This window comes from Acidipropionibacterium virtanenii, assembly GCF_003325455.1.
Taxonomy (GTDB): domain Bacteria; phylum Actinomycetota; class Actinomycetes; order Propionibacteriales; family Propionibacteriaceae; genus Acidipropionibacterium; species Acidipropionibacterium virtanenii.
Window position 1 is genome coordinate 2932710 of sequence record NZ_CP025198.1, and the last position, 26528, is coordinate 2959237.

The window sequence follows — 26528 nt, forward strand, 5'->3', positions numbered from 1 at the left end:
GGGGGCGTGACTCCTCGCGACTACGGGCAGATCAGCGTCTGGGCCCCGAAACCCTCCCGCGTCGACGTGATCCTGGACGGAGAGCGGATTCCGCTGACCCACGACGCCGACTGGTGGGTGCTCGACCGACGGGTGCATCCCGGTCAGCGGTACGCGTTCAGTCTGGACGGCGGCGATCCGCTCCCCGACCCGCGGTCCCTCCTCCAGCCCGAGGGGGTGCATGGCCCCTCGGAGGTCTTCGACCCCACGGCGTCGCCCCGCCCGCCGTGGACGGGCATGGACCTGCGCGGGAAGGTGCTCTACGAACTGCATGTGGGCGCCTTCACCAGCGAGGGCACCTTCGATGCGGCGATCGAGCACCTCGACAGCCTGGTCGGGTTGGGCGTCGAGGCGGTGGAGGTGATGCCGGTCGCCCAGACCCCCGGCTTCCGCAACTGGGGCTACGACGGCGTCGACCTGTTCGCGACGAACGCGAACTACGGCGGCCCGGCGGCCTTCCTGCGCTTCATCGACGCCGCCCATGAGCGCGGGCTCGGGGTGGTGCTCGACGTCGTCTACAACCATCTGGGGCCCGAGGGAAACTATCTGGCGCAGTTCGGGCCGTACTTCAATCCGGCCCATGAGACGCCGTGGGGCGAAGCGGTCAACCTGGACGGGGAGCACGCCCGGCCGGTGCGCGATTTCCTGCTGGCCAACGCCCGCCAGTGGCTGGTCGATTTCGGCATGGACGGGCTGAGGCTGGACGCCGTCCATGCCCTTACCGATGACTCCCCGGAGCACTTCCTGGCCGAGTTGTCCCGCAATGCGGCGCTCTGGAGCGAGGAGACAGGGTGGCCGCTGACGCTGATCGCCGAGTCCGACGTCAACCAGCCGGCCACCGTGTCGCCAGTGGGTTCGGTGCCGGGGGCCAGAGGGATGGGGATGCAGTGGGCCGATGACGTCCACCATGCGCTGCACGCCTTCTTCACCGGTGAGACTCAGGGCTACTACGTCGACTTCGGCTCCGCGGAGGTGCTGGCCAAGGCGCTGACCCGGGCATTCGTCCACGACGGCGGCTGGTCGACCTTCCGCGAGAAGCCCTGGGGCGCGCCGGTGGATCCGCGCGGCGAGCACTACGACGGGCATTCCTTCGTGGTCTTCATCCAGGACCACGACCAGGTCGGCAACCGGGCGGTCGGCGACCGCGTCAATCACGGGGCGAACGATGGGTTCCAGGCCGCAGCGGCGGCGCTGTATCTGCTGGGCCCCTTCACCCCGATGCTGTTCATGGGCGAAGAGTGGGCCACCTCGACGCCATTCCCCTACTTCTGCGACATGGGGCCCGACCTGGCGCCCCTGGTGACCAGGGGACGCCGCGAGGAGTTCGCCGACACCGGCTGGGCCGGAGACATCCCCGACCCGGAGGATCCGGAGACGTTCGAATCGGCGAAGCTGCGATGGGACGAGCGGGAGGACGACGGCCACACCCGGATGCTCGCCTGGTACCGGACCTTGCTGCGGTTGCGCACCGAGTACCCGGAGCTGAGGTCGCCTGATCTGTCCCTTGTTGAGGTGACATGCCCGGACGACGACACGGTGGTCATGGTCCGAGGCAGCCTGGCGGTGATCTCCACCCGGGCTACCGACACGGTCGAGGTGGACGTGGCCAAGGTGCTCGGCCCCGGCGGCCTGGAGAACCTGGCGAGCTGGGACACCGCGGAGCTGGAGGACACCCTTGTCGCCTTCGACGGACCCGGGGCTGTGGTGATCCGGGCACGGCGAGCCTAAAGACTCACTCCGCCGTAGCCTCACCCTGGGCCGGCAGTGCCTCCGCACCCCCAAGGCCGCCCACGTTCGCGACTCCGCTCTTACACTTGCAAGTGAAAATGTGATACCTTCATACAACAGCGCGAGAGGAGGAGCCATGACAACGGCTGTGCAGATGACCAGACGCATCGACGTGGATGAGGCGACCGTGCAGGACGCGAAGTCGTCAGTGCATGACGCCGACGCCCAGCAGCTCCGACTTACCTTAGAGGCTGCCGACGGCACCCTCCATGAGCTCCCGCTATCTGTCGAACGTGTGTTGCACCAAGCCCTCAGCTCATTGGCGGAGACGGGATCCGTTCGTATTGAGCGCTTTCCCGAGGAACTGACGACGACAACCGCAGCCGAACTCCTCAACGTGTCACGACCCACGGTGACGAAGTGGGCCAAGGACGGACGGCTGGCCTCCTTCAAGGTGGGCACCCACACCCGCTTCCATCGCGAGGACGTTATGACTTTCAAGAAGACGCGCGACGAGGAACGACGCTCCGCGTTCGATGAGCTGCGGTCGCTCGACCTGGAGCACATCGAGGAGTTCGACGACCTGGGCTGAGCCACGGGTGGCCACGCAGACAGGTACTTTATAGACGGTGGCTCGATGAATTTCCAGACAATCTTACCTTCACAGGAAAAGACGAGGGCGACTACCACGTCCATGCAGCCGCCGTCGCCTGCCGCGCAGACATCCTCTTGACAAGCAACGACGCTGAAGACTTCAACGCCGACGATGCCCACTACAACGTTTATACACCAGACGATTTTTTCGAACTCATCGGCCAGTCGGATCCACACTGCGTAGGTATCGTCACGGGAGAACAACTTTCCTACTGGAAGAGCCAACCCAAACATATTCAGCTTGATGATGCGCTGATAAAATCCGGCCGCCCATCGTTCGCGCGAACCGTCAGAGAGGCTCTCAAAGTGCTGTCACGCGACGGCTACGGTCTTTAGGTCTTTACGAGGGCTCGGCGACTTGCTAACCGCGGTATCCAGAGCCGGTGCCCCCGTTCCTCGGGCTGGCATCGACGCGTGCAAGCTGCCCGCCAGCTGGCGCTGCTGCACTCACCAGATCTGTCACTTGTTGAGGTGACATGCCCGGACGACGACACGGTGATCATGGTGCGAGGCAGTCTGGCCATCATCACCACCCGGGCCACCGGCACCGTCAAGGTGGACGTAGCACTCACGACGGCGTTTCACGGCATGACGACGCTGGCCGCCTGGGGCGAGCTCGCAGTGACGGACACCAGGGTGTCACTTGAGGGTCCGGGGGTCGTGGTGGTGCGAGCCGCCTGACCCGCTGTTCGCATCACTGTTGAAGCAGCCCCGTACCGTGAACATGTGACTTCTCCGCGCAGCGGCTATACCGATTCCCGCCCGTCCCCCGAACAGGGCACAGGGTTCTGGGAGCACGCCGTCCAGACTCCGAGAAGTCCACTGACCCCAGAGTATCCCCCGAACGAGGGACACGAGAATCCGCGTGTGGGCTCCGGGACAGTGATCGCCCGGCTGGCCGTGCCGCTCTACCTGATCGCCATCGCGGCCGCAGTTCTGCTTCCCGATCCCCAAGCGATCGGCACGTTCAAGTACAACGTCGGCATGCAAATCCAGCGGATCGCCAACCGGATCTCCCATGTCTCCCCCACGGCCCTAGGTGACATTGCGAGCAACATCATCGCCTTCATCCCGTTGACCTTCCTGCTTGGAATGGCATGGCGACGAGTCCCAGTATGGGTGTGGGGACTTGTCGGGATGCTGGCCAGCGTGGGAGCTGAGACCGCGCAGTATCTACTACCGGAACTCTCCCGACGCCCGGACATCTGGAACGTGATCGAGAACAGCATTGGAGCTTGGATTGGCGCGCTCTTGGCGAGTCTCACACGTGCCTGTCGGTCGGACCGCCGGACGCCGAAACTGCTTTCCTGACACCGGCCGACCTTCGCCGGGCCGCCACACGGTCATAACCGAACATCAGGATGACTGCCACGATCACCGGGAAGAACCGCCCCAGCGTCCAGTAGGTGAATCGGGGCAGTTCCAGCAGGCCGAGGAAGAGCACCGAGTAGGCGACGACGCCGACCTCGCATCCTGAGCATGCACGGCGGTACACCTTTCCAATGGCGATGCCGACGAGCACCCAGAACAGCACTCCCCCGACGACCCCAAGATCAGCCATCGGAACCAGGAATGATCCACTGTTGTTGAACTCCTCATTGGCATATAGCTGCAACTGACCTATCCACCAATCACTGACGTCGGCGCCGTGAACCTTCGGACGCCCGAATATCAGAGATATCCCAGGGAAATCGTAGGCGAACGGAAATGTGTAATACGGGTCATGTCGTACAGCTGATCCAAGATCATAGAATAGCGCATTGTTGTTGAACGCGGTCGCGTAATAGCCGACGAGCCGGAGCAGAACCCACACGACGAACGGGAGGTCAGTCACGTCGGAGTAGAAGATCCAGCTCCGGAAGTACTCCGAGACCGCGAAAACGACAACCATGCCCACTAAACCGACCGCCGGGAGCCACCGGGTAAGGCCGCGGCGCGCCGTGAAGAAGCTTGATTCGAGGACGAGCACCAGAGCGGCTGGGATGAGCACCTCCATGAGAGCAAGTCGCTCGGCGTAGAAGAGCGCCCGAAGCAACCCGGCGACCACCACGAGGATCCACAGGCGACCAACCCGTCGGGTCCGGACGAAGCGATGAGCACCGACAGCCGAGACGATGCCGGCCAGCTGAGTGACAGTGGTCACGCCACCAACCGGGGTGAGGTAACCCTTGAGATTCGAGATCGCTCCCAGATCCCGATCCAGAACCGCCTGAAACAATGAGACGTCGAGGCCACGGGTGAGCGCTATAATACCCCAGGCGATATAGCCTAGGCACACCAGAATCCCAGCTCCCTTATACCACTTGTTCAGGAGATCATCATGATCTCCATGGCCATGCATGTCTCCACCACGATCGGATGAGCCATTTCCGAACATTATCCCGACCAGTAGCGCTCCGATACCGATCCAGGTGAGCAGCGCGTGGGTGCGATCGAATATCTTGGCGACGCCCCACTCCTCGAACAACGAATCCGGGAGCATCACCGTGATGAGGGACAGCGAACCGGTGAATGCCACGATGACGACCGCGGGGTTCAGCCATGCCGGCCAGTTCCGGAACGGGGCCGGCCCTTTGCGGGTCACGACGCCTTCCCCTTCCGGGAGACGTTCGCCCCTACGCCGAAGCGGCGTGCCGCGACTGCGAACAGGATCCAGGACAGCGCCTCGCTGATCACGAATCCGGTCAGGACGCCGATGACGGTGCCGACGGCATTGACGGCGATCACTGATGCGGCGATGAACAGAGCGGTCGCGATGAGGCGAACCGTGATGACCACGGCGCCCTCACCCGAGCGGCGCAGGGCCGTGAAGGGGATGGTGGTGCCGGCCGACAGACCCTTCCACACGATTCCGGCCACCAGCATGCCCAGGCTCACCGCCGACCAAGTCGGTCCGAAGGCGAGATCGAACGCACCGGCCGCCTGGAAGGCGAGAATGGCGCCGCATCCCAGAACCAGGAGAACGCACGCCAGCCCGATGTCACGCACGGACCGGCGCGAGAGCAGTCTCAGCCGCAGGAAATACAGCACCGGCGAGACGATGTTGGCAGATGACAGCACGAACTTGAGCCCGGTCGCGGCCTCGGCCCCCAGGCCCCCGTAGGCCACCGACAGGGCAATGGGCTGCACCGAGCCCACCAGAGCGGTCTCGGCGACCACCCACCACTGGCCGCCCCGGGGAAGCGGGAAGCCCGCCCACCGGGGAGGCATCCGGATGAGCATCGCGCCGGCCACCGCGACGGCGACTCCGATGTGCAGGGCGACGGGGCCTCTGGAGATCAGGGTCCAGGCGACCCCGGCCGCCAGCAGTGCGCCGACGATGAGCTCCCGCCGCCAGCCTCCCTGGAGCACCGCCGAGGCTCTGGCGCATTCCAGGGCCGGGATCATGAGGAACAGGCCGGCCACGGCGATCACCGAGCCTGTGACGCCGGCTCCCCAGAGCACGCAGCCCAGAAAGCCGGCCGCGAAGACCACGGTGGGGAGCTCGCCGCGCCGGCCGCCACCGTAGAGGGGCGCCTCGATGCATACGGCGGTGAGCACTTGGGCCAGATAAGCGGCGAGCGCCAGGCAGACAGAGATGATGCCGGCGCGCCGGATGCCGTACACCGAGCCGGAACCGCTGAGGACGCCGATCGGGATCACGGCCGCCAGACCGGCCGAGACGATGCTCCCCAGGGAATCGGCAAGCCCCGAGCCGGACCGAGCCATCATGCGGTGCGTCCCGTCTTCGGTGACGCTACCCACCCGGTGAGCCCCTCGACCCGTCCGAGAAGCTCATTCCAGCTCCTCGCGACTCCGAGTCCGTCACGCCTGGCAAGACACAGAGTGAGCTTCGCGACCGTTCTCAGCACCAGTCCCGACCTGCCGGCGGCGCCATACCGCATCCGGTACACACGGCCGGTACCGCGGGCGTATGACCGCACCTTCGTGAGCATCTCAGACCGGGGGAGGCCTGGCTCGTCCTCATAGAACTGGAGCTGCGGCTCGAACTCGACGGAACCGCCCGCATCCATCACTCGCAGAAGCAGGTCGGTACCCTCTCCGGACTGATACGGTCCCGGTGAGCCCAGACCGAGCGCCTCGTCAAACCCTCCCGTCGCCATGAACGCTTCTCGTGATATCAGGAGTCCTCCCTCGAGCGCGCTCTTCCAGACGGTTCTCCGATCCAGTTCCTGAGCCTCGTTCAGATACTGAACGCGATCTCTGGACGATGCTGGCCTCGACACTCGTCCGGCATACACCATGATTCGTTCCGATGGTGCGTTGGCCAGCGTCGCGGCATGCTCGATCGTCGTGTCCGCAAGCCACAGATCGTCATCGGGAATCAAGACTCCACGCCAGTGGGTGCCACAGCATTCGATTCCATAGTTCCTGGACGCGGACAGCCCCGGACTGTGATGAACGATCTCTATCGGCAGGTCAGGCGTACCCGCTGCGCTCCGCTCGACGGCGTCGTGATCGCCCTGAACGACGACTACCACATGGTCTGGCGCGATTGTCTGTTCCGAAAGGCTCTCGAACAGCCTCCGGTAATGTGGCGAGCGCCCCAGTGTCGGAATGACCACGACAATTCCAGAACAGCTCATGGGCGTGACCCCCCTGAAGCCAGATTCAGGATGACGTTGCGCGCCGGAGGTCGTCTCAAGAGCATTGCCAGGTCCCCGCCGCAGCCGCTATACGGCTGATAGTCCTCCGGCGGCTGCAGTCGAGCCGCGGCAACGCCGCGGCAACCCTGGCGTCGAAGCGGTCCCTGACGGCCTGATCATGGGCCAGAGCCTCGGCCTGGGCCACCACCCGGTCCACCGGCATCGAGTAGACGTTGTGGACGTGGTCCTCGAGACCCAGGTCCCCGAAGGCCCCGAACCCCTTGCGCTCATAGGACAGATGAATCACATAGTGGCCGGCCGCCAGGGCCATGAGTGCCCCGTGAAGTCGCACCGATATCACCACCCGTGCCCTGTCCATGGCCCCGAGGTCCGCCTGGGAGTACAACCTGCTCGCGCCGAGCCGGCGGGTCCACTCCTCGTCGTTGTTCGCACCCACACTGCTCTGGACGAGACCGTCCACCGGAGCCAGGCGCCGCGCGATCTCCTCGACGTCGCAGGCCGCACCGCGACTGAGGGCACGGGTACCCACGACCACCGGGGCATCAGTGTCAAACGGCAGCTCGGCCCGGCTCAGTCCCAACAGGCCGCAGTCGGGAGCCCTCACGACCTCCACACCCAGGCAGTCCGAGACCGAGCGGTCGTCGCGCAGCATGACGGTGCCCATTCTTCCGAACAACCGCCGAACCACCGGGCCCGACACCGGGCCGAGGGGACCGCAGCTCTGAGGCAGATAGACGGCATTCCCGGCACGGGCGGCCCCGGCGAGCTGGGGCATGTGGACCAGCCATGCCTTGATCGCCTCGACGGGCTTGCCGAAGCGCAGGTAGCCGCCGCCCACCCCGACCACCAGGCCGTACTCGTCGAGGCGGGCCAGCCGGCGCAGATAGTCCCGTGAATACCCGCGCAACCCCGGCCGAGTCCCGACGATATGGGTGCCGGGCGCCGAGGTCCGGGCGAAGCCATCGGGCCTGGATGCGAAGATGTCGATGCGGACTTCGGCGCCGAGCGCCTCATGAATCAGGTCAATGGCTTGTTCGACAAGCAGCCCGTCTCCCGCATTGAAAGGGCTGTAGGCGTGCAGCAGGGCGATGCGTCTCATCCGACCAGCTCCTGGTAGAGGTCGAGGTGCCGGTCCACCGATTTCTGCCAGGTGAACCTCGAGGCCCATTGCGGGCCGAGGGTGCCAATCCGGCTGCGCCACCCTTCGTCGGACAGCGCATCACTGATTCCCTCGGAGATGCCTGCCACATCGATACCTGGCAGAACCTTCGCAGGCCCGGCCACCTCGGCCAGCGATCCACGGTCGGAGCACGCGACCGGCACTCCTGCTCCCAGGGCCTCCAGGACAGGCAGGCCGAAACCCTCGTAGTGGCTCGGGAAGACGAACAGCCGGCAGTGGCTGTAGAGCCAGGACCGTTCTTCGTCACTCACGAACCCGAGGTAGTCGACGTTGTCGGCCTGCTCGAAGGCGGCCAGCGACTCCTTGTAGTCCCATGCGGGCCGGCCGGCGACAACCAGGCGGGTCGATCGCAGTGCATCGGTCGAGAAGGCCCCGGCCAGGTTCACCAGGTTCTTCCTGGGTTCGACGTTGCCCAGGTAAAGCACGAATCCCTCGTCGACCAAGCCCCGCAACCTGGCCGGCGTCTCTTCCGGCGGGTGGATGACGTTGGCCTCCAGACCGTGATAGATGACGGTGATCCGGTCGGTGGGCACGCCAAAGACCTCGGCGACATCGGAGGCGCTCGAGTGAGAGACGGTGATGATCCGGTCGCACAGGCGCACGGCTCTGGCGACCCTCGTCCGCCAGAGGCGGTCCGCAGCGCGGCTCCTCGATACGGTCGTCCACCTGGACGCGACACCGTGAACGGTTACCACACTGGGGCCTCGTGGCGTCATGAGTGGGCCTGTATCAGCCAGGAAATGGACCACGTCGACGCTCGCGGGATGGCTACGCCCGTACCTGGTCTCGGCGAGGGCGGTGGCCATGGCCGACGAGCCGTATGGGATGAGCACGGTATGCTCCCCTCTGGCCTCCAGACCTTTTCGGAGCGCCCGTCCGTAAGTGGAGTTGCCACCGACGTTGCGCTCGATGAATCGTCCCGACAGGGCTATCTCCATCTCATGCTTCCTCTCGTCCGGCAATCGGCGACGCGGTCATAGACGCCCAACAGTGCCTCACGCTGGTTTTCCCGAGTGTTCACGGCCAAGACGTTCGCCCACCGGGCAGAACACTCCTCGCGTCGTTCGGACGATCGCAGCGTCGCGGCCACGATCCTGGCGAGTTGCGACGGCGAGTCTCCAAGATAGTCCTGAGGCATCCGCTCCATTGCGGGGATGGCCCGGGCTGCGATGGGCCGTCCAAGCTGGGACGCCTCGAGAATCGCCATCGGGAAACCCTCCCATGCACCAGTATGTACATAGATCGAACAGCTGGCCAGCTCCGCGGAAACATCGTCTGCATCCATCCATCCGCTCACTCTAATCCCAGCATCCGCAAGCTCGTGACGGATCTCCTGTCGACCGTCCCCGATCCATTCAGCATCAACCCCGTCAGCCACAATCCGGCGTAGATCACGCACCATCTCCATCGCGAACCGTGGATCCTTCTGTGCAGACAGTCGGCCCAGGAAGACGACCCTCGCTGCCGTCTCATGCGGTTCTTCTCCAGAACGTGTAAAATCCACTGATTCGAAACGTCCGACATTGGGGACAAGTTCCACGCTCTTCGACATCTGACGAGCAAGCCGGGCTTCACGATATGAGCATGCGGCTACCACCGAGGTCTTGACGGCGAGTCCTCGCTCAATCAACCAGAGCATCGCTCTCACAGGGGCTGCAACGTCTCGACGCTCAAATGCGAAACAGTGCGGGGTGTACACAACAGGCACGCCGATGCGGCTCAGCCGCGTATATATGCCGGCGTAACTCGAGTGTGCATGAACCAGTGATGGACTAAGCTTCTTGCAGAGTCTCTCAATCTGCCTAATTCGTGCATAGTGTCCGCTCTCCATAGAAATTAGCCGGTAGCCAGGATCAACATCGGGCAGCGGCTCACCACGGTTATTCGCCACTACGATATGTTCAACCATCGGAGTGGAAGCGATGTATTGCAACAGCGCCGTCTTCACCCCCGCGGCAAAGCATTCCACCACGTGCAGCACGCGTAGCCTTTCGGCGGATCGGGCCTCATCCAGTTCCATCCATTTCTCCTCGCGCCTATTATCTTGACAGAGCTGCAGACAGCACATCCAGGTCCGCGCATATCCGTCCGGCGGCACATTTAGCAATACCTTCGCCGCGTCTGTACGGGTCCTTGATCTCATCTGCCTCGCAAGGTTCCACGGACAGTGCCTGCACATCGTCGAGGAGTGTTCTCCAAGAGGAAGACGCGAGTCTCGGCCGAGACTGCAGCGCGCGGGCCGCCTGTCCGAGACTCACGGCCTTCGCCAGGTGCTCCGGGTACTCGTTCGCGATCCACTCCACATGCTCTGGCCCGAAGACGAGCACGACGTCAGCATCCTTAAGGATGCGGCCAGTGAGCTGGCGGGCGCGGTGCTTCCGGGCATCGATGCCACGCAGTGCGGCCTCGTGGGCCATCAGCGGATCCATCTCATTGCCCACCAACGCCGCGATCCCTGCGGAACTCACCCCAGTGCGATCCTCAACTTTCAGCATGCTCTTTAGACAAGCCTCCGCGAACGCGGAACGACAGATGTTGCCAGTACACACAAAGAGGATCCTCGTCATCTGGGAGTCATTGATGTCGCCCCGCCCGAGTCCGTCGCGGAGTGCCGCTCCTGGTTGATCCACCGGCTCTCCCTCCAATCAGGCCACTCACAGACCGCAACAGGATAACCGGTTGCGCGCCACTCGTCATCACCGTCAATTCCAGGTTGACACTTGCGCTACAGGATCGCCACGAGCACCTGTAATATCTAGCTCGTCGTGCTTCTGTACGGCGGTCGCAGAGTATTTTCTTAGTGGACGAGGACCCCGCACGATGACCCTTCGTGACTTCCTCAGACTGACCAGACGTCGGCTGGGAACCATCATCGCCTCCACCCTGCTCGGAGCCGCAGCGGCAGCCGGGCTGCTCGTGCTGCTCCCCACCCACTACACCAGTCAGGCCACCGCCTACGTTCGTGTGTCCGTACCCAAGTCGGCCAGCGGTTCGACCGACTCGAACGTCTACTTCAACGCCTCCCAACTGGCTGCCCAGAAGGTCAAGGCCTTCGTGCCCCTGTTCACATCCGAGTCCGTCGCCCAAGCGGTTATCACGCAGCTCAACCTATCTGTAAGCCCCACCGAGCTCGCGGCCGATCTCAGCGCCTCGAACGCAGCCAACTCGCTCACCATCAATGTCACCGCAACGGGGGACAGTCCTGAGCGGTCCCGACAGATCGCCGACGCTGTCGTCAACCAGGCAGCCGTCCAGGTGAGACGGCTCGAGGGGGCGAGTTCTCCCGTCCAGGTGGTGATGATGGCGCCTGCGAGTCTCTCCCAGGTTGAGAAGTCCCCCTCCCCGCTCAAGTACATGGCGGCCGGTGTCCTCGCCGGTCTGCTCCTCGGCTATGCCTTCGCGTTCACCCGCCAGCACTTCGACACGCGACTGCGCACGGCCGCCGACATCACCGATCGTTTCGAGGTGCCGATCCTGGCGGTCCTGCCGCAGTCGAAATCGATCGCCCGCACCGAGGCCGCCGCCGACAGCGACTTTCAGTCCGCGGAGTCCGTACGCAAGCTGCGTACCAACCTGCGCTACGCCAACGTCGACAAGCAGGCCCGCGTCATCCTCGTCACCTCGCCATTGCAGGGCGACGGAAAGTCGTCAGTGGCGGCCAACCTCGCCAAGGTGATGGCGGCCGCGGGCGACGACGTCGTACTCATCGACGCCGACCTGCGCAGACCCAGCGTCGCCGACACCTACAGCCTGAGAGGCCCGCTCGGCCTGCTCCAGGTGCTCGTCGGATCGGTCGACATCGAGAACACCATCCGTCACGGCCTCTCCGTTCTGCCCGCGTTCGAGACTCCGCCGAACCCCTCCGAGCTGCTCGGCTCCGACCGGATGGCCGAGCTCGTGAGATACCTCTCACGTGACCGCGTCGTCGTCCTCGACGCCCCCCCGGTGCTGCCTGTGACCGATGCCGTCGTACTCGCCCATCTCGCAGACTCCGTCGTCGTGGTGGCCTCCGCAGGGCACACCAGGGCCGAGCAGCTGGATCAGACGCTCGAAGCCATCGAGCACGGCGAGGGAGCCGTCGCCGGCGTCGTGCTCAACCGCGCCGCCTCCTCCAGGCTCGCCCGGATGCGCTATGGGGACGCGGAGTACAACTACGCATACTCCCAATCCGAGTACGCCCGGCAGGGGCGCCCCACACCGCCTTCCAGCACGCCACGGCCACAGTCCCACTCCGAGGAACTCTCGGAGACCCGCCGAATGCCCGTGATCTCCTCAGATGACGAAGAGGCCTTCTCGCACGCGGCCGCGCAACCCGTGCAGCGCACCGTGGCCGCCAGGCACCCCGCAAGCCACCGCCTCAAGCGCGCCGAGTCCGAGGATCTGCTCTGATGAGGTGCTGTCAAAGTGGCAGTGCATATATGCCGATGGCGAAAATTCCCCCCGGCTCTGCATTGCAACCGAGGCCGACACACAGTAGTTTTCCGCGCCGTGTCCGTCACGGAAGAGGTGTGCACCGCGGCCACATATACCCCGTCAGGGTGACAAAAAGAGCTTGCCCCTCGCCCGATTCACACCATAAACTTACCTGCGATACGCGAGAGCGCGAGTCTTCTCTGGCTGAGGTTTCCTGCGGGACGGGCTGAGACAGTCCCCGGGCCGCGCGGACGATCTCGTCGGGGGGGTGGACGCGAATTGACAATCGATGAGCTGACGGAATCGGCGAGCACCCTTCCTGGTAACTGTTCAGGTGGTGGCTTCGGGTCTGACGGCCTGATCTGAGGGGGCCTGCGGCGTGTCGCGTGGCTGGTCTGGGGGCTGAGGGGTGGAGGATTCGGGGCATGCCGCGGTCGCGTAAACCCACCTATGACGAGTTGGTCGCGCTGGTGGCCGCCCAGGCGGCCCAGATCGCGGAGTTGAAGGCCCGGATCGCCGAGTTGGAACGCCAACTCGGGTCGACCTCGCGGAACTCTTCGAAGCCACCCTCGACCGACGGGCTGGCCAAGCCCGCCCCGAAATCCTTGCGGCGTCCCTCGGGCAAGAAGCCAGGCGGCCAGCCCGGCCATCCGGGCACCACACTGCGCCAGGTCGATCATCCCGATCATGTGGTGGTGCATGCCCCCGGCCGGTGTCCGGCCTGTGGCGGGGTGCTGGACGGCTCCTGTGATGGGGGTGTGGTGGCCCGGCAGGTGGTCGAACTGCCCCAGGTGCGTGTGACCGTCACCGAGCATCGGATCCTCACGCGCCGGTGCGCCTGCGGAGCCCTGGCCGCCGGGACGGCGCCGGCCGGTGTCAACGCACCGGTCTCCTACGGGCCGCGTGCCCGTGCGGCGATGGCCTATCTGGCCGCCGGCCAGTACATACCGATCAGGCGGGTGGCTTCGACGCTGGCCGATCTGCTGGGGATGCCGGTGGCGACCGGGACGGTGGCCTCCGCCGTCGAACAGGCGGGCGGTGAGCACTTGGACGAGTTCACCGACCAGGTGGCCGCCGGGATCGCCGCATCCCCGATCGTCCATGCCGACGAGACGGGGCTGCGGGTCGCCGGGAAGCTGCACTGGGTCCACTCGGCCTCCACCGGCCGATACTCCCACATCAGCGTCCATCCCAAACGCGGCCGGAAGGGCATGGATGCCGCCGGCATCCTGCCGGGCTTCTCCGGGATTCTGGTTCATGACGCCTGGGCCCCCTACGACACGCTCACCGGACCGGCCCACCAGTTGTGCTGCGCCCACCTGCTCCGCGAACTGGTCGCGGTGGCCGACTACCACGACGCCCACGACCCGCCCGGGGCGTTCTGCTGGGCCCGTCAGGTCCTCGACGCCCTCCTGGTCCTCATCCGCGACCCCCACGCCGCCGCCGGAAAGGCCGACCCCCAGTTCCTGGCCCGCCAGCGGCGGCTGGTCACCGATGCGGCACTGCTGGGCGCCGCCTCGGAGGTGCCGGGGAAGGTCGGGGCGAAGCATCGGGCCCTGGCCCGGCGGATCGGTGCCCGGATCGATGACTACCTGCGCTTCGCCACCACACCGGGCCTGGAACCCGACAACAATGCGGCTGAACGCGAGATCCGCATGGTCAAGGTCCACCACAAGGTCTCAGGCACCCACCGCACCCTGACCGGCGCCGAGGGCTTCCTCCGGCTGCGCTCCTACCTGGCCACCACCGCCAAGCAGGCCCGCAACACCTACCAGGCCCTCATCGACCTGTTCAACGGACAGGCCTGGACCCCGGCCACCACCTGAACAGTTACCCTTCCTGGTCGGACGGGACGTTCGGAATATGTTCGCCGCGGCTCACGCGAGCCGAGCTGGGGGCGCACGTATCGCCTTGTCCTCGTGGGTTGCGATCTGCTCGCTATCAGCATCGCGGTACTGATCTCGATGACGTTGGCCTCCACCGGGGAAGACGCCCTTGTCGGCCTCACCGGGGTGCCCTACACAATCGCCGCTCCGACGCTGGGGCTCATATGGCTCGTCTCCCTAGCGGCAGGCGGCTCCCGGAACGCATGGATCACCGGCGCGGGAGTCGAGGAGTACCGACGGGTCATCAGAATCAGCCTGTACGTCTTCGGCGGAGTGGCGATCTTCTCCTACATCCTGAAGGCTCAGTTCGCACGATCCCTGTTCATCCTCCTGCTGCCTCTTGGCATCTTGCTGCTCCTCCTCGAGCGGTGGTCCGCAAGGGCATGGCTCAATCATGCCCGAGTCCGCGGAAAATATCTGACCACCTGTGCCGTCGTCGGTCCCGAGGACCAGGTGGCGCGGGTGATCACCGATCTGCGCCACCATGTAGATGCCGGATTCTCCCCTCGCGGTGCCTGCCTGATCGGCGGCAGCGCGAAGGAGACGCCATCTGAATTACGCGGCGTTCCCGTACACAGCGCCGACGACCTTCTCGGTGTCTTCGACAAGTTCGAAGCGGTCGTCGCCACGGAGGGGCTCCCCGGCAGTTACCTGCGCGCCCTGGCCTGGAATCTTGAAGGTTCCCCGACGTCATTGGTAGTCACCCCGCGCGTGATGGATATCGTGGGCCCTCGCATGCATTACACCGACACGCCCGGCGTTTCGCTGATGCACGTCGAGATCCCTCAGTTCACCGGCTGGAAGTACGCGCTCAAGCGCGCCTTCGACATCATCTTCTCGATTCTGGCGCTCATCGTGCTCTCCCCGGTGTTCCTGGTCGCCGCGATCCTCATCAAGCGGGAGGATCATGGCCCGGTGATCTTCCGCCAGGAACGCGTCGGGCGCTTCGGCGAACCCTTCACCATCCACAAGTTCCGCAGCATGAGCATCAACGCGGAGTCGAAGATCCAGAAGCTCATCGACGACGCCGGCGGTCAGGCCCTCTTCTTCAAGATCGATCACGACCCCCGGATGACGAAGATCGGCGCCACCATGCGCAAGTACTCCATCGACGAGCTGCCGCAGTTCTGGACCGTGCTCAAGGGTGACATGAGCGTCGTCGGCCCCCGACCGCAGATGGCCCGCGAGGTGGCCGAGTATCTGCCCGCCTACAAGCGGCGTCTCCTCGCCAAGCCTGGAATCACCGGCCTGTGGCAGGTCTGCGGACGATCCGACCTGTCCCCGGAGGAGGGCATGCGCCTGGACCTCCGCTATGTTGAGAACTGGTCGCCGATCACCGATCTCACCATCGTCGCCAAGACCGTCACCACCGTCTTGAAGCCGAGTGGCGCATACTGAAGTAGACAGCCGCCCGGCCGGCCCGAGCACCGATCACGAAGCGAGACACGCCATGGCCAAGCACACGCCCGATTCGGGGGACACCCCCCGTCGTGCCGACACATCCAGCCTGGACGATCTGCTCGACTCGGAGGAGGAGGCCGAGAAGGCCTCGGGCGCATCGGCGAGACGGGCCGGCGGCAAGGGCGGACACCGCCGAGGACCGAAGATCTTCCTGGCCGTCGCGCTGGCCTTCATCCTGATCGTCGTCGCGGCCCTGGGTTTCTACCTCAAGAGCGTGAGCAGCGCCATCAGCAACATCGACCGGGATCCCGGCCTGATTCCCGACACCTCGGCGACCCCTGTTCCCCCGGGCAGCCGATCGACTTCGTGCTGATGGGTTCGGACTCCCGCGGCTCGGACCAGGGACGCTCCGACTCGCTGATGGTCGCCCACCTCTCGGGGGACCGGGAGACCCTCTACCTGGTGACCTTCCTGCGTGACATGTGGGTCACCATCCCCGCGAACAAGTCCGTCCCCCACGATTCGAAGGCCAAGATCAACGCCGCCTACTCCTGGGGCGGCCCGGCCCTGACCATCAAGACCCTGCAGAATCTCACCGGGGTAACGATGGACCACGCCGCCATCATCGACTTCGAGGGATTCATCAAGCTCACCGACGAGCTCGGCGGGGTCACCGTCAACAATCCCCAGGCCTCCACGAATCTCGGCTACACCTTCAAGAAGGGCACCATCACCCTCAAGGGCGAGCAGGCCCTGGCCTACGTCCGCCAGCGCTACAACCTCGCCAATGGTGATCTGGACCGCGCCGCCCGGCAGCGTGCGGTGGTCACCGCGATCATCGACAAGACCCTGTCGGGAGGGGTACTGGCGAATCCGAAGAAGTTCAATGACGTGATGGCATCGGCCTCCCAGACCATGACGGTGGACTCGGGTCTGACCAACGCCAACATCCGGAAGATCGCCACCAGCCTCAAGTTCCGCTCCGGAGCCGGCGTGGTCCCAGTCCAGGCGCCGATCTCGGGCTTCGGCAAGTCGGCCGACGGTCAGGCCTACGACATCGTCGACGAGGCGGGGATGAAGGCGCTGTCGGCCGCGCTGAAGAATGACACAATGGCGGACTACGTCGCCAACCACCCTCAGTAGGCCATCGATGACTTTCCGGATCCTTGTCGTGTGTACGGGGAATATCTGTCGCTCCCCTGCTGCGGCACAGCTGCTCGATGCAGCGGTCGAATCCGACGTGGACGTCTCCAGCGCCGGCACGGACGCTCTGGTGGGTCTCAGCCTGGATCCCGCGATGGCAGATGCCATGCGCCGGGCCGGTGCAGCGCCCCGGCCCCATCGCGCCCGCCGGCTCAACTCCTGGCTCCTGGAGGTCGCAGACCTGGTACTCACCATGGATCAGGTCCAGCGAAGAAGGGTCCTGGAACTGGCTCCGGAGGCCCTGCACCGCACCTTCACCCTCCGCGAGTTCGCGCTGATCTGCCAGAGCCTTCTCCAGGCCGGTGACTCGTCATGGCCGGCCCGGAGCTCCCAGGAGTCACGGTTCCGCAGTCTCACCGAACGCGCCGGACGACGGCACGGGCTGTTGCGTCCGGGCCCCGACGTCGTCATCGAGGATCCCTATCGGGGACCCGCCGCGGGCTATGACCGGGCGATGAACCAGATCGGGGCGGCCGTGAGACTCATCCTCGAGGCTCTCCATACGACCCGAGCGCCACGCCCCGTCCTCCTGCGGCCCTCCACACCCCGACGACTCCTACCGGACGGCCCCGCAGAGATCCTCAACTGGCCGCCGCCGATCGGTCGAGCACCTCGCCGTAGCGGCGAGCCGCCGTCTCCCAACTGAACTCGTCGACCCGGCGTCGCCCCTCGGCCGCCAGATCGGCCGACAGCCGTTGGTCGATGAGGAGCCGTCCCACGCACTCGGCCAACGGCGCCGACTCCCCGGGCGGAACCAGGAGCGCATCCATCCCGTGATGAACGGTCGCCGCCGCCGTGCGCGTCGCGGTGGCCACCAACGGCGTGCCCGAACGCCAGGCATCCACGATCTCGGCCCTGGACGTGCTCACCCGCCCAGGCAGCACCACCACATCGGCGTGATCCAGCCCGGCCGCCTTCTGGCTGGCGCTCAGCCGGCCCGGGAAGCTCACCGAGCCGGTTCCGCCGCGGCTGCGGGCCCACCGCTTCAGCCCTTCCAGGCCGTGCCCCTGCCCACCGATCACCAGCTGATGGCCGGCCGACAGACGCGCCGAGGCCTCGACCAGCAGGTCGAAGCCGGACATCTCATCGATCTCCCCGCAGGCGAAGACCACCGGGCGGCCGTCGATCTGCCACGGGATGTCGGACCAGTCGAAGGAGGTTGCCACCGGATCGATTCCATCGGGGATCACCTCCACCGTCGCCCCGAACCGGGAGCGCAGGTCGGCGGCCACCTCGGAGTCGGTCGCCACGACGCACGAGGCCCGGCGCAGCGCCTCGGCGTAGGCCTTGGCCAGCCCGGGATGGCGGGAGATGCTCCGGGCCCCTTGCGCCAAGGTCTCACCCCTGCTGCTGATCACCAACGGAGTACCGGTCCGCCTCGCCAACGACAGGGCCTGCACCCCCGCAGGGCCGAACCCGTGAACGTCGATCACCCCGGGATGATCCTGCTCGAAGGCGTGCTTCCACGCCTGCGTCGCCGAGGCGCGAGATCCGGCGTGGACGAGCCGGGACGTCATCGAACGTCCCGGCAGCGGGGCCGGAAGATGCCTCAGCACCAGCCCGTCGAGTGACCTGATCACCCTGCTCGGCCGATCGTCGGCCACCCAGATCACCGCCGGACGGCCCACCGACCGCAGTGCCCGGGCCAGGTGCAGCACCTCGGCGTTCCCCTCGGGGGGATCTCCCGAACAGACGAGTGCGACAGGACGCTCCACCGTGCTCCTTCCCGGACGCCCTCTCCCGGACGCCGTGGTGCGGATCCCCGACCCGCACCGCCAGTTCCGAGGCTACCCGCGCGGCCCTGGCGCGACGCCGGAACCTGTCACATCCCGCCGGGCCGTCCCGGCAGAGCACCCCCGACCGGCTGACCTCACCTGATCTGGGAACGTGCATCCACATGCGAGGGCCCGATACGTCGTCTGAAACCCCCACGTTGTACGATGTCGTCGATATGCACACCTCGGCCCGCGCCATCCTTCTCGCCAGGTGTTCACCGGGATCACCGGCGGTTCACGCCGGATACATGGCCAAATGGCCAGATCTATGAGGACGAGCACAACTTTTGGCTATTCGGGTGTAATGTACACATTGGTCACATCAGTTCGCTGAGTGGTTCCGCACGGCGCTGTAGCCGGTACGACCGGTGGGAGGAGTCACACGGTGACACAGGAGAGTTCGCTGGCCAGCCCGGGCCCGGCCCTTCGCGAGATCACAGGACGGGCCGTCCCCGCCCGTCGGGCCCCCACCGGGATCCTCTCCTTCCGCCTCCGGAATACCTCTGACGCTCCGCAGCAACCCCGGAAGCCCCGGAACCGACATGTCAGCATCCTCGGCGTCCTGCTCACCGATCTCACCACCGTGACGGTATCGACGGTCTGCGCGCTGCTGATCCGCGCCCGCACCGACATTCCGGTGTTCGAGGAGGACGCGGTCACCGAGCCCATCCTCGCCCCGATCGCACTGGTGATGGTGCCCGCCTGGCTGATCATCATCGCCCTGTTCGGCGGCTACCAACACAAGCATCTGGGAGTCGGGACGATCGAGTACCGGCGGGTGCTCAACGCCTCCCTGCTGGCAGCGGGACTGCTGGGCATCTCCGCCTACCTGTTGCAGTACCCGATGTCGAGGGCCTTCTACTTCCTCATGTTCAGCATCGGAATCCCCCTCGTGCTGGCCGGGCGCTACCTGATGCGCCGGCACCTGCAGCAGGCCAGGGTCCGCGGGCGCTTCCGCCGGCGCGTGCTCGTCGCCGGGGACTACGGCCACATCAGCGATCTGGTCGCCATCCTCCACCGGGAGCGCTGGCTGGGCTACGACGTGGTGGGCCTGCTCACCGACGACCCCTCGCCGAAACCGGAGGAGCTCACCGTCCCCACCGTCGACAGCCCCGAACACGTGGTCACCGCCGCCCGCCTCACCGGCGCCGACGGCGTCATCTTCGCCGAGGGCGCCTACTCCCGCGGCAGAGACTTCAACCGGCTGGCCCGCCAGCTCGAGAGCGAGAGCGCCGAGCTGATCGTCGTCCCCACCCTCACCGACGTCGCGGCCGCAAGGATGACGATCCGCCCGGTCGGCGGCATCCCCCTGGTACACATCGACAAGCCCCAGGCCGAACGTGCGACCACCTGGCTGAAGCGATCCTTCGACATCGTCGGATCCCTCCTGCTCATCATCGTCACCTCCCCGATCGTCGCCATCGCCGCTCTCGCCATCAAGCGGGAGGACGGCGGCCCGATCCTCTTCAAGCAGCGCCGGGTGGGCATGAAGGGCGAGATCTTCGAGTGCCTCAAGCTGCGCAGCATGGTGACCAACGCCGAGGAGATCAAGGCGAAGCTGCTCTCCGACAACGGCGGCGTGCTGTTCAAGATGTCGCGCGATCCGCGGGTCACCCGGGTGGGCGAGATCATCCGGAAGTTCTCCATCGACGAGATGCCCCAGTTCGTCAACGTGCTGCGCGGCGACATGAGCCTGGTGGGTCCTCGCCCCGCCCTGGAGAACGAGGTCGCCCAGTACAAGTCGCATGTGCGCCGCCGGCTGGACGTGCGCCCCGGCATCACCGGCCTGTGGCAGGTCTCGGGACGCTCGGATCTCTCCTGGGACGACGCGGTGCGCCTGGACCTCTACTACGTCGACAACTGGTCGATGCTCCAGGACCTCTCCATTCTCAAGCGGACCGTCAAGGCGGTCTTCTCCTCCTCGGGCGCCTATTAGACGGCTGCTCCTCGGCACGCGCAGCCTGGGCCGGCCTACTTGGCGATTCCTCCGCGGCTAACCTCGAATGAGGTACCCGTTTCAAGGAGGACGAGATGTCACGACGCGTGGTGTTCAGCGAGTTCGGCGATTTCAGCAGGCTCCGGGTGGAGACCGACGAGGAGATCCACGCCGGTCCGGGTCGGGTCCGGGTGAGAGTGGCCTATGCGGGCCTCAACCCGGTCGATCTCAAGATCCTCGCCGGCGGCCAGTTCATGCGTCCCGGGCTGCCCTCGGGCAACGGCAACGACTTCTCGGGGATCGTTGACGAGACCGGCGAGGGCGTCGAGGGCTTCTCGGTCGGCGATCCCGTCCTCGGCGGCCGGCGATTCTTCGCCCAGGCCGATCACGTCGTCGTCGATCCCGATTCCCTCACCCCGGTGCCGGCCGGCCTGGGACTCGACGTCGCCGGTGGCCTGTCGATCGCGGCCACCACGGCGATCGCCGCGATCCGCGCGATCGCACCGACGGCTGCCGACACCGTCTTCGTCGGCGGGGCGGCAGGCGGAGTGGGGGTGCTGGCCGCCCAGATCGCCCGCGCCACCGGGGCCCGGGTGATCGGCAGCGCCGGACCCGCCAATCACGACTTCCTGCGTGCGATCGGCATCGAGCCGGTGGAGTACGGCGAGGGCCTGTGGGAACGGCTGCGTCTGCTGGCCCCGGACGGCATCGACTCCGCCCTGGCCACCCGGGACCTCGACGAGGTGAAGGGACTCATCGAACTGGGCGTGCCGGCCGGACGGATCGATTCGATCGCCACCGGGAAGGCCGCAGCCGATCTTGGAGCCCGGACCGACGGCTCGGCCGCCGCCCGCCCCGACGACCTGGCCCATGTCGCAGCGGCCATCGCCGGCGGCGCGATCGTGGCGCCGATCGACTCCGTCTTCTCCCTGGATGACGTCTCCTCGGCATACCGGCGGCTGGCCGACGGGCACCTGCGCGGCAAGATCCTGCTGCGCACCGCCGCCGCTGCCGACGCCAGTGATCTGCTCGATCTCTGAGCGGCCGGAGGCACGACTGTCGGAGCCATGCGCTAGAACATAGGTCGTGACTCGACGATACGGACCCACAGACCTCTGCCGGCGCGCGGGAGCGGGGGTGATGGTGCTGCTGACCGCCGGAGGCATGGCCGCCTGCTCGGCGGCCTCCAGCTCCTCCCCCGCCCCCTCCACGCCGAGGGCGACGCCGCGGACGCTGACCGCAACCCCTGAAACGGCCAGGAGCACCAGCTCCGGCACCGCGACCCAGGGCACCGCCGCGGCCATGCTGGAGACTCTCCGGGTGAAGGGCCGGGCCCCGAAGACCGGCTACGACCGCGACAACTTCGGGCAGGCCTGGGCCGACGTCGACCACAACGGCTGCGACACCCGCAACGACATCCTGCACCGCGACCTCACCGCCGTCACCACCCGACCGGGCACCCGTGACTGCATCGTCACCAGCGGCACACTGCAGGACCCGTACACCGCCACGACGATCCGTTTCGTCCGCGGCGAGAAGACCTCGACGGCGGTGCAGATCGACCACGTGGTGGCGCTCTCGGACGCCTGGCAGACCGGTGCCCAGCAGCTCGGCGCCGAGCGGCGCCGGGAGCTGGCCAACGATCCGCTGAACCTGCTGGCCGCCGACGGCCCCGCCAATGAGCAGAAGTCCGACGGCGACGCGGCCACCTGGCTGCCGGCCAACAAGGCCTTCCGCTGCCAGTACGTCGCCCGCCAGGTGGCGGTCAAGCACGCCTACAAGCTGTGGGTGACCCCCGGCGAGAAGTCGGCCATCGCAGAAGTCCTGTCGGGCTGCACGGGGCAGAAGGTGCCCACCGCGACCAGCCCGCAGGTCACCTGGACGCCGAAGGCCACTCCCCCGAAGGCCACCGTCCCGAAAGCCCCAGCCCCGAAGCCCACGAAGGCGGCCACGACTGCCGCCACGGCGGCGCCGACCAGGGCCAGGACCTCCGCCCCGCGACGTGCGGCCGCACCGCGCACCACCAGCACCGAGGCGACCACCGATGCCGGGTCCGGCTCCGACGCCTACTACCAGAACTGCTCGGCGGCCCGGGCCGCCGGCGTCGCGCCGCTTCACCGCGGGGACCCGGGATACAGCACCAAGCTCGACCGGGACGGCGACGGGGTCGCCTGCGAGTGAGCCGGTCGGATCCTGGTGCGTCTGCTCACCAGGATCCGACACGCCCCGGGGCTCTCGTCAGATCTTCGAGACCAGCCCCCTGAGGTAAGCCCCGTAGCCGGACTTCTCGAACCGTGCCGCCCTCTCCAACAGGTCCTCGGCGCTCAGCAGCCCGCGACGCCAGGCGGCCTCCTCCGGGCAGCCGACCTGGAGCCCCTGACGGGCCTGGATGGTGCGCACGTAGTTCCCGGCATCGTTGAGGGATTCGAAGGTGCCGGTGTCCAGCCAGGCGGTGCCGCGCGGGAGCAGGTCGACATGGAGCCGCCGCTGCTCCAGATAGACCCGGTTGACGTCGGTGATCTCGTACTCGCCGCGGGCCGAGGGCGTCAGGGCGCGGGCGATCTCCACGACGTCGGCGTCGTAGAAGTACAGTCCCGGCACCGCCCAGTGCGATCTGGGACGGGCGGGCTTCTCCTCGATGGAGACCGCCATGCCCTCGTCGTCGACCTCCACGACGCCGTAGGCGTGCGGATCGGCGACCTGATAGCCGAAGATCAGCGCCCCGTCCAGATCGGCGACCGTGCGCGACAGCCGGGCGCCCAACCCCGGACCGGAGAAGATGTTGTCGCCCAGCACCAGGCAGCTCGGCCCGCCGTCGAGGAAATCCGCCCCGATGGTGAAGGCCTGCGCAAGCCCCTTCGGCTCCGGCTGGACGGCGAACTCGATGGAGATGCCGAACTGCGAACCGTCTCCCAGCAGCCTGCGGAAGGCCCCGGCCTCCTCCGGCGTGGTGATCACCAGCACGTCCTGGACGCCGGCGAAGATCAGCGTGCTGAGCGGGTAGTAGATCATCGGCTTGTCGTAGACGGGCATCAGCTGCTTGCTGGCGCCCAGAGTGATGGGATGAAGACGGGAGCCGGATCCCCCGGCCAGGATGATGCCTCGCATGTCGACATCCTGTCAGAGCGGCAGTGATTCCGGCTCCGAAATCCCTTCGCATACCCATAGCGGCTCCACAATTGTCCCCTCCATGGAGGACAGCGGTCTCCTTGTGGACGGCCGTCCCGACCGAGGCGCCCTCCCTTACACTGAGGCCGTGCCCTCCCTTCTTGTCACCGGCGGAGCCGGATTCATCGGCAGCAACTTCGTCCACTGGCTGATCGACCACACGGCCGCCTCGGTCACCGTCCTGGACGCCATGACCTACGCCGCCAACGAGGCCAGCCTGACCGGCCTGCCGGCCGACCGGTTCCGGCTGGTGCGCGGATCGGTGTGCGACGCCGACCTCGTCGATGGGCTGGTCGCCGACGCCGACGCCGTCGTCCACTTCGCCGCCGAGTCCCACAACGACAACTCGCTGGAGGATCCTTATCCATTTGTCGACACGAACATCGTCGGCACCTTCACGCTCCTCCAGGCGGTCCGTCGGCACGGCACCCGGCTGCACCACATCTCCACCGACGAGGTCTACGGCGACCTGGCCCTCGACGACCCGGCGAAGTTCACGCCGACCACCCGCTACAACCCGTCCTCGCCCTACTCGGCGTCCAAGGCCTCCTCCGACATGCTGGTGCGCGCCTGGGCACGGTCCTTCGGGGTGGCGGCCACCATCTCGAACTGCTCGAACAACTACGGCCCCCGTCAGCACGTCGAGAAGTTCATCCCCCGCCAGATCACCAACGTCATCGACGGCGTCCGCCCCAAGCTCTACGGGGCCGGGCTCAACGTCCGCGACTGGATCCACGTCGACGACCACAATGCGGCGGTGTGGACGATCCTGGAGCACGGCGTCCCCGGCGAGACCTACCTCATCGGCGCCGACGGGGAGATGAACAACCGCGACGTCATCGCGATGATCCTGGAGCTGATGGGCGAGCCCGTCGACGGCTTCGACCACGTCAACGACCGACCCGGCCACGACCTGCGCTACGCCATCGACTCCTCGAAGCTGCGCACCGAGCTCGGCTGGGAGCCCCGCTACACGAGCTTCCGCGACGGCCTGGACGCCACCATCGACTGGTACCGCGGCCACGAGGACTGGTGGAGACCGATCAAACAGGCCACCGAGGCCAAGTACGCCAGGAAGGGGCAGTGATGACCGACATCGCCCCCGCAACCGCCGTCCCCGACGAGCTGCGCGTCGAACAGACCGCCATCCCCGGCCTGCTGATCCTCCGCATGCCCCTCCACCAGGACAACCGCGGCTGGTTCAAGGAGAACTGGCAGCGCGCGAAGATGACCGCCCTGGGCCTGCCCGATTTCGCCCCGGTGCAGAACAACATGTCCTTCAACGCCTCCGCCGGGGCCACCCGCGGGTTCCACGCCGAACCCTGGGACAAGCTCGTCTCGGTGGCCTGCGGCAAGATCCTCGGGGCCTGGGTGGATCTTCGTGCGGGTGAGACCTTCGGGAGGGTCGTCACCGTGGAGATGGGGCCGCAGACCGCCGTCTACGTGCCCCGCGGGGTGGGCAACGGCTATCAGGCGCTGGCCGACGGCACCGTCTACACCTACCTCGTCAACGAGCACTGGTCGGCCGCCGCGAAGAACTCGTACACCTTCGCCAACCTCGCCGATCCCGCCATCGGCGTCGACTGGCCGATCCCCCCGGAGCGCTCGCAGCGCTCCGAGGCCGACCTGCATCACCCGCCGCTGGCCGAGGTGACCCCCTTCGCCCCGCCGCGCACCGTCGTCATCGGCTCGGCCGGACAGCTCGGCAACTCGCTGCGACCGCTGCTGACCTCCCCCGACTACCCGGGGGGCGCGGAGTTCCCCGGACTCGACGAGATCGATCTCACCCGGCCCGAGACCATCGACGGCTACGACTGGGGGGGCGTGGAGACCCTCATCAACGCCGCCGCCTTCACCGCCGTCGACGCCGCCGAGCAGCCCGAGAACCTCGCCACCGCCTGGGCGATCAACGTCACCGCTGTGAGGCATCTCACCGAGATCGCCAGGCGCCACCGCATGACGCTGGTGCACGTCTCCAGCGACTACGTCTTCGACGGCACCCGCGAGGTCCACACCGAGGAGGAGCCCTTCGCCCCGCTGGGCGTCTACGGCACCACCAAGGCCGCCGCCGACGAGATCGTCGCCACCTGGCCCCGCCACTACCTGCTGCGCACCTCCTGGGTGGTCGGACGGGGCCGCAACTTCGTCGCGACCATGGCCGATCTGGCCGCCAGGGGGATCAGCCCGAAGGTGGTCGACGACCAGTTCGGCCGGCTCACCTTCTCCGACGACATCGCGGCGGCCATCCGCCACCTGCTGTCCACCGGCTCCCCGTACGGCACCTACAACATCTCCGGCGAGGGCCCCACCTGCTCCTGGTACGACGTCGCCCGCCGGGTCTTCGAGCTGCGCGACGCCCCGGGCACCGTCACCCCCGTATCCACCGCCGAGTACAACTCCGGGAAGGTCACCGCCCCACGCCCGGTGCACTCCACCCTGGACCTGTCGCGGATCCGGGAGACCGGATTCACACCGCCCGACGCCGACCTGCGTCTGCGGGAGTACCTGGCCTCGATCTGACCGTCGCAGCACCCGGGC

At 66.6% G+C, this 26528-nt stretch carries 25 protein-coding genes; 16 read left to right on the top strand and 9 right to left on the bottom strand.

The features are described from left to right. Nucleotides 1–6: 6 nt before the first annotated feature. The 5 genes from treZ to JS278_RS13635 all read left to right on the top strand — a co-directional run bounded on the left by treZ (nt 7) and on the right by JS278_RS13635 (nt 3732). Complete coding sequence (treZ, locus tag JS278_RS13620) at nt 7–1767, top strand: malto-oligosyltrehalose trehalohydrolase (protein ID WP_114045664.1); 1761 nt, start codon at nt 7–9, stop codon at nt 1765–1767. Nucleotides 1768–1903: 136 nt separating this feature from the next. Continuing rightward, nucleotides 1904–2359, top strand: coding sequence for an excisionase family DNA-binding protein (locus JS278_RS13625; protein WP_114045665.1), 456 nt, complete (start codon nt 1904–1906; stop codon nt 2357–2359). Nucleotides 2360–2496: 137 nt separating this feature from the next. Then, complete coding sequence (locus JS278_RS15900; RefSeq protein ID WP_147243223.1) at nt 2497–2757, top strand: hypothetical protein; 261 nt, start codon at nt 2497–2499, stop codon at nt 2755–2757. 165 nt (nt 2758–2922) lie between these two features. Beyond that, nucleotides 2923–3102: a hypothetical protein gene (locus tag JS278_RS13630; RefSeq protein ID WP_220149981.1), complete on the top strand. Its 180-nt coding sequence runs from the start codon at nt 2923–2925 to the stop codon at nt 3100–3102. A 186-nt stretch (nt 3103–3288) separates the two neighbouring features. Beyond that, a complete protein-coding gene (locus tag JS278_RS13635; RefSeq protein WP_181833741.1) occupies nt 3289–3732 on the top strand; it encodes a VanZ family protein in 444 nt (147 codons plus the stop codon). On the opposite strand, the gene JS278_RS13640 is transcribed toward JS278_RS13635, so the two are convergent. The 7 genes from JS278_RS13640 to JS278_RS13670 form a co-directional block, all read right to left on the bottom strand. After that, nucleotides 3683–5005, bottom strand: a complete 1323-nt coding sequence (locus JS278_RS13640; protein WP_114045668.1) for an O-antigen polymerase — start codon at nt 5003–5005, stop codon at nt 3683–3685. The two genes, JS278_RS13635 and JS278_RS13640, sit on opposite strands and share 50 nt — an antisense overlap. Further along, a complete protein-coding gene (locus JS278_RS13645; RefSeq protein ID WP_114045669.1) occupies nt 5002–6132 on the bottom strand; it encodes a hypothetical protein in 1131 nt (376 codons plus the stop codon). Before JS278_RS13645 ends, JS278_RS13640 begins: the two co-directional genes overlap by 4 nt. Next, entirely contained in the window at nt 6129–6986 is an 858-nt protein-coding gene (locus tag JS278_RS13650; RefSeq protein WP_181833742.1) for a glycosyltransferase family 2 protein, read from the bottom strand. The genes JS278_RS13645 and JS278_RS13650 overlap by 4 nt, the downstream gene beginning before the upstream one ends. Before the next feature lie 76 nt (nt 6987–7062). After that, nucleotides 7063–8127: a polysaccharide pyruvyl transferase family protein gene (locus tag JS278_RS13655; protein ID WP_181833743.1), complete on the bottom strand. Its 1065-nt coding sequence runs from the start codon at nt 8125–8127 to the stop codon at nt 7063–7065. After that, nucleotides 8124–9146, bottom strand: a complete 1023-nt coding sequence (locus tag JS278_RS13660) for a glycosyltransferase family 4 protein (RefSeq protein ID WP_114045672.1) — start codon at nt 9144–9146, stop codon at nt 8124–8126. The genes JS278_RS13655 and JS278_RS13660 overlap by 4 nt, the downstream gene beginning before the upstream one ends. Further along, nucleotides 9137–10228, bottom strand: a complete 1092-nt coding sequence (locus tag JS278_RS13665) for a glycosyltransferase (protein ID WP_181833744.1) — start codon at nt 10226–10228, stop codon at nt 9137–9139. Before JS278_RS13665 ends, JS278_RS13660 begins: the two co-directional genes overlap by 10 nt. A gap of 19 nt (nt 10229–10247) precedes the next feature. Then, entirely contained in the window at nt 10248–10775 is a 528-nt protein-coding gene (locus JS278_RS13670; RefSeq protein ID WP_114045674.1) for an arsenate reductase/protein-tyrosine-phosphatase family protein, read from the bottom strand. 253 nt (nt 10776–11028) lie between these two features. Here JS278_RS13670 and JS278_RS13675 point away from each other — a divergent pair, with 253 nt between their 5' ends. The 6 genes from JS278_RS13675 (at nt 11029) to JS278_RS13700 (ending at nt 17757) form a co-directional block, all read left to right on the top strand. Continuing rightward, nucleotides 11029–12597 carry a tyrosine-protein kinase domain-containing protein gene (locus tag JS278_RS13675; RefSeq protein WP_114045675.1) on the top strand — a complete coding sequence of 523 codons (1569 nt, stop codon included), beginning with the start codon at nt 11029–11031 and terminating at the stop codon, nt 12595–12597. Between the two features lie 449 nt (nt 12598–13046). Then, nucleotides 13047–14447, top strand: a complete 1401-nt coding sequence (gene tnpC, locus JS278_RS13680; protein ID WP_114045676.1) for an IS66 family transposase — start codon at nt 13047–13049, stop codon at nt 14445–14447. Between the two features lie 93 nt (nt 14448–14540). After that, nucleotides 14541–15905: a sugar transferase gene (locus JS278_RS13685; RefSeq protein WP_114045677.1), complete on the top strand. Its 1365-nt coding sequence runs from the start codon at nt 14541–14543 to the stop codon at nt 15903–15905. A gap of 52 nt (nt 15906–15957) precedes the next feature. After that, complete coding sequence (locus JS278_RS13690) at nt 15958–16281, top strand: hypothetical protein (protein ID WP_114045678.1); 324 nt, start codon at nt 15958–15960, stop codon at nt 16279–16281. Beyond that, entirely contained in the window at nt 16281–17051 is a 771-nt protein-coding gene (locus JS278_RS13695) for an LCP family protein (protein WP_147243226.1), read from the top strand. Before JS278_RS13690 ends, JS278_RS13695 begins: the two co-directional genes overlap by 1 nt. Before the next feature lie 7 nt (nt 17052–17058). Then, nucleotides 17059–17757 (top strand): arsenate reductase/protein-tyrosine-phosphatase family protein, encoded by a 699-nt coding sequence (locus JS278_RS13700; protein WP_181833745.1) that lies wholly within the window; start codon nt 17059–17061, stop codon nt 17755–17757. Here JS278_RS13700 and JS278_RS13705 read toward each other — a convergent pair. Next, complete coding sequence (locus JS278_RS13705; RefSeq protein WP_114045681.1) at nt 17693–18826, bottom strand: glycosyltransferase family 4 protein; 1134 nt, start codon at nt 18824–18826, stop codon at nt 17693–17695. The genes JS278_RS13700 and JS278_RS13705 overlap by 65 nt on opposite strands. Before the next feature lie 445 nt (nt 18827–19271). On the opposite strand from JS278_RS13705, the gene JS278_RS13710 reads away from it, so the two are divergent. The 3 genes from JS278_RS13710 (at nt 19272) to JS278_RS16815 (ending at nt 23003) form a co-directional block, all read left to right on the top strand. After that, nucleotides 19272–20822, top strand: coding sequence for a sugar transferase (locus JS278_RS13710; RefSeq protein ID WP_114045682.1), 1551 nt, complete (start codon nt 19272–19274; stop codon nt 20820–20822). Nucleotides 20823–20917: 95 nt separating this feature from the next. Then, nucleotides 20918–21862, top strand: coding sequence for an alcohol dehydrogenase catalytic domain-containing protein (locus JS278_RS13715; RefSeq protein WP_114045683.1), 945 nt, complete (start codon nt 20918–20920; stop codon nt 21860–21862). A 46-nt stretch (nt 21863–21908) separates the two neighbouring features. Continuing rightward, nucleotides 21909–23003, top strand: a complete 1095-nt coding sequence (locus JS278_RS16815) for a GmrSD restriction endonuclease domain-containing protein (protein WP_425451445.1) — start codon at nt 21909–21911, stop codon at nt 23001–23003. A gap of 57 nt (nt 23004–23060) precedes the next feature. Here JS278_RS16815 and rfbA read toward each other — a convergent pair whose 3' ends face one another. Further along, entirely contained in the window at nt 23061–23930 is an 870-nt protein-coding gene (rfbA, locus tag JS278_RS13725) for a glucose-1-phosphate thymidylyltransferase RfbA (RefSeq protein WP_114045684.1), read from the bottom strand. A gap of 148 nt (nt 23931–24078) precedes the next feature. Between rfbA and rfbB the strand changes: the two genes are divergently transcribed. Beyond that, nucleotides 24079–25077 (top strand): dTDP-glucose 4,6-dehydratase, encoded by a 999-nt coding sequence (gene rfbB, locus JS278_RS13730; RefSeq protein WP_114046346.1) that lies wholly within the window; start codon nt 24079–24081, stop codon nt 25075–25077. Further along, nucleotides 25077–26510 (top strand): sugar nucleotide-binding protein, encoded by a 1434-nt coding sequence (locus JS278_RS13735; RefSeq protein WP_114045685.1) that lies wholly within the window; start codon nt 25077–25079, stop codon nt 26508–26510. Before rfbB ends, JS278_RS13735 begins: the two co-directional genes overlap by 1 nt. Nucleotides 26511–26528 lie beyond the last annotated feature (18 nt).

What these genes read in the sequence shown, in the direction of transcription:
- JS278_RS13625 (WP_114045665.1), top strand. Translation starts at nt 1,904, where the DNA reads ATGACAACGGCTGTGCAGATGACCAGACGCATCGACGTGGATGAGGCG.
- JS278_RS13630 (WP_220149981.1), top strand. Translation starts at nt 2,923, where the DNA reads ATGGTGCGAGGCAGTCTGGCCATCATCACCACCCGGGCCACCGGCACC.
- JS278_RS13645 (WP_114045669.1), bottom strand. Translation starts at nt 6,132, where the DNA reads ATGATGGCTCGGTCCGGCTCGGGGCTTGCCGATTCCCTGGGGAGCATC.
- JS278_RS13655 (WP_181833743.1), bottom strand. Translation starts at nt 8,127, where the DNA reads ATGAGACGCATCGCCCTGCTGCACGCCTACAGCCCTTTCAATGCGGGA.
- JS278_RS13660 (WP_114045672.1), bottom strand. Translation starts at nt 9,146, where the DNA reads ATGGAGATAGCCCTGTCGGGACGATTCATCGAGCGCAACGTCGGTGGC.
- JS278_RS13665 (WP_181833744.1), bottom strand. Translation starts at nt 10,228, where the DNA reads ATGGAACTGGATGAGGCCCGATCCGCCGAAAGGCTACGCGTGCTGCAC.
- JS278_RS13670 (WP_114045674.1), bottom strand. Translation starts at nt 10,775, where the DNA reads ATGACGAGGATCCTCTTTGTGTGTACTGGCAACATCTGTCGTTCCGCG.
- JS278_RS13675 (WP_114045675.1), top strand. Translation starts at nt 11,029, where the DNA reads ATGACCCTTCGTGACTTCCTCAGACTGACCAGACGTCGGCTGGGAACC.
- tnpC (WP_114045676.1), top strand. Translation starts at nt 13,047, where the DNA reads ATGCCGCGGTCGCGTAAACCCACCTATGACGAGTTGGTCGCGCTGGTG.
- JS278_RS13690 (WP_114045678.1), top strand. Translation starts at nt 15,958, where the DNA reads ATGGCCAAGCACACGCCCGATTCGGGGGACACCCCCCGTCGTGCCGAC.
- JS278_RS13695 (WP_147243226.1), top strand. Translation starts at nt 16,281, where the DNA reads ATGGGTTCGGACTCCCGCGGCTCGGACCAGGGACGCTCCGACTCGCTG.
- JS278_RS13700 (WP_181833745.1), top strand. Translation starts at nt 17,059, where the DNA reads ATGACTTTCCGGATCCTTGTCGTGTGTACGGGGAATATCTGTCGCTCC.
- JS278_RS13715 (WP_114045683.1), top strand. Translation starts at nt 20,918, where the DNA reads ATGTCACGACGCGTGGTGTTCAGCGAGTTCGGCGATTTCAGCAGGCTC.
- rfbA (WP_114045684.1), bottom strand. Translation starts at nt 23,930, where the DNA reads ATGCGAGGCATCATCCTGGCCGGGGGATCCGGCTCCCGTCTTCATCCC.
- JS278_RS13735 (WP_114045685.1), top strand. Translation starts at nt 25,077, where the DNA reads ATGACCGACATCGCCCCCGCAACCGCCGTCCCCGACGAGCTGCGCGTC.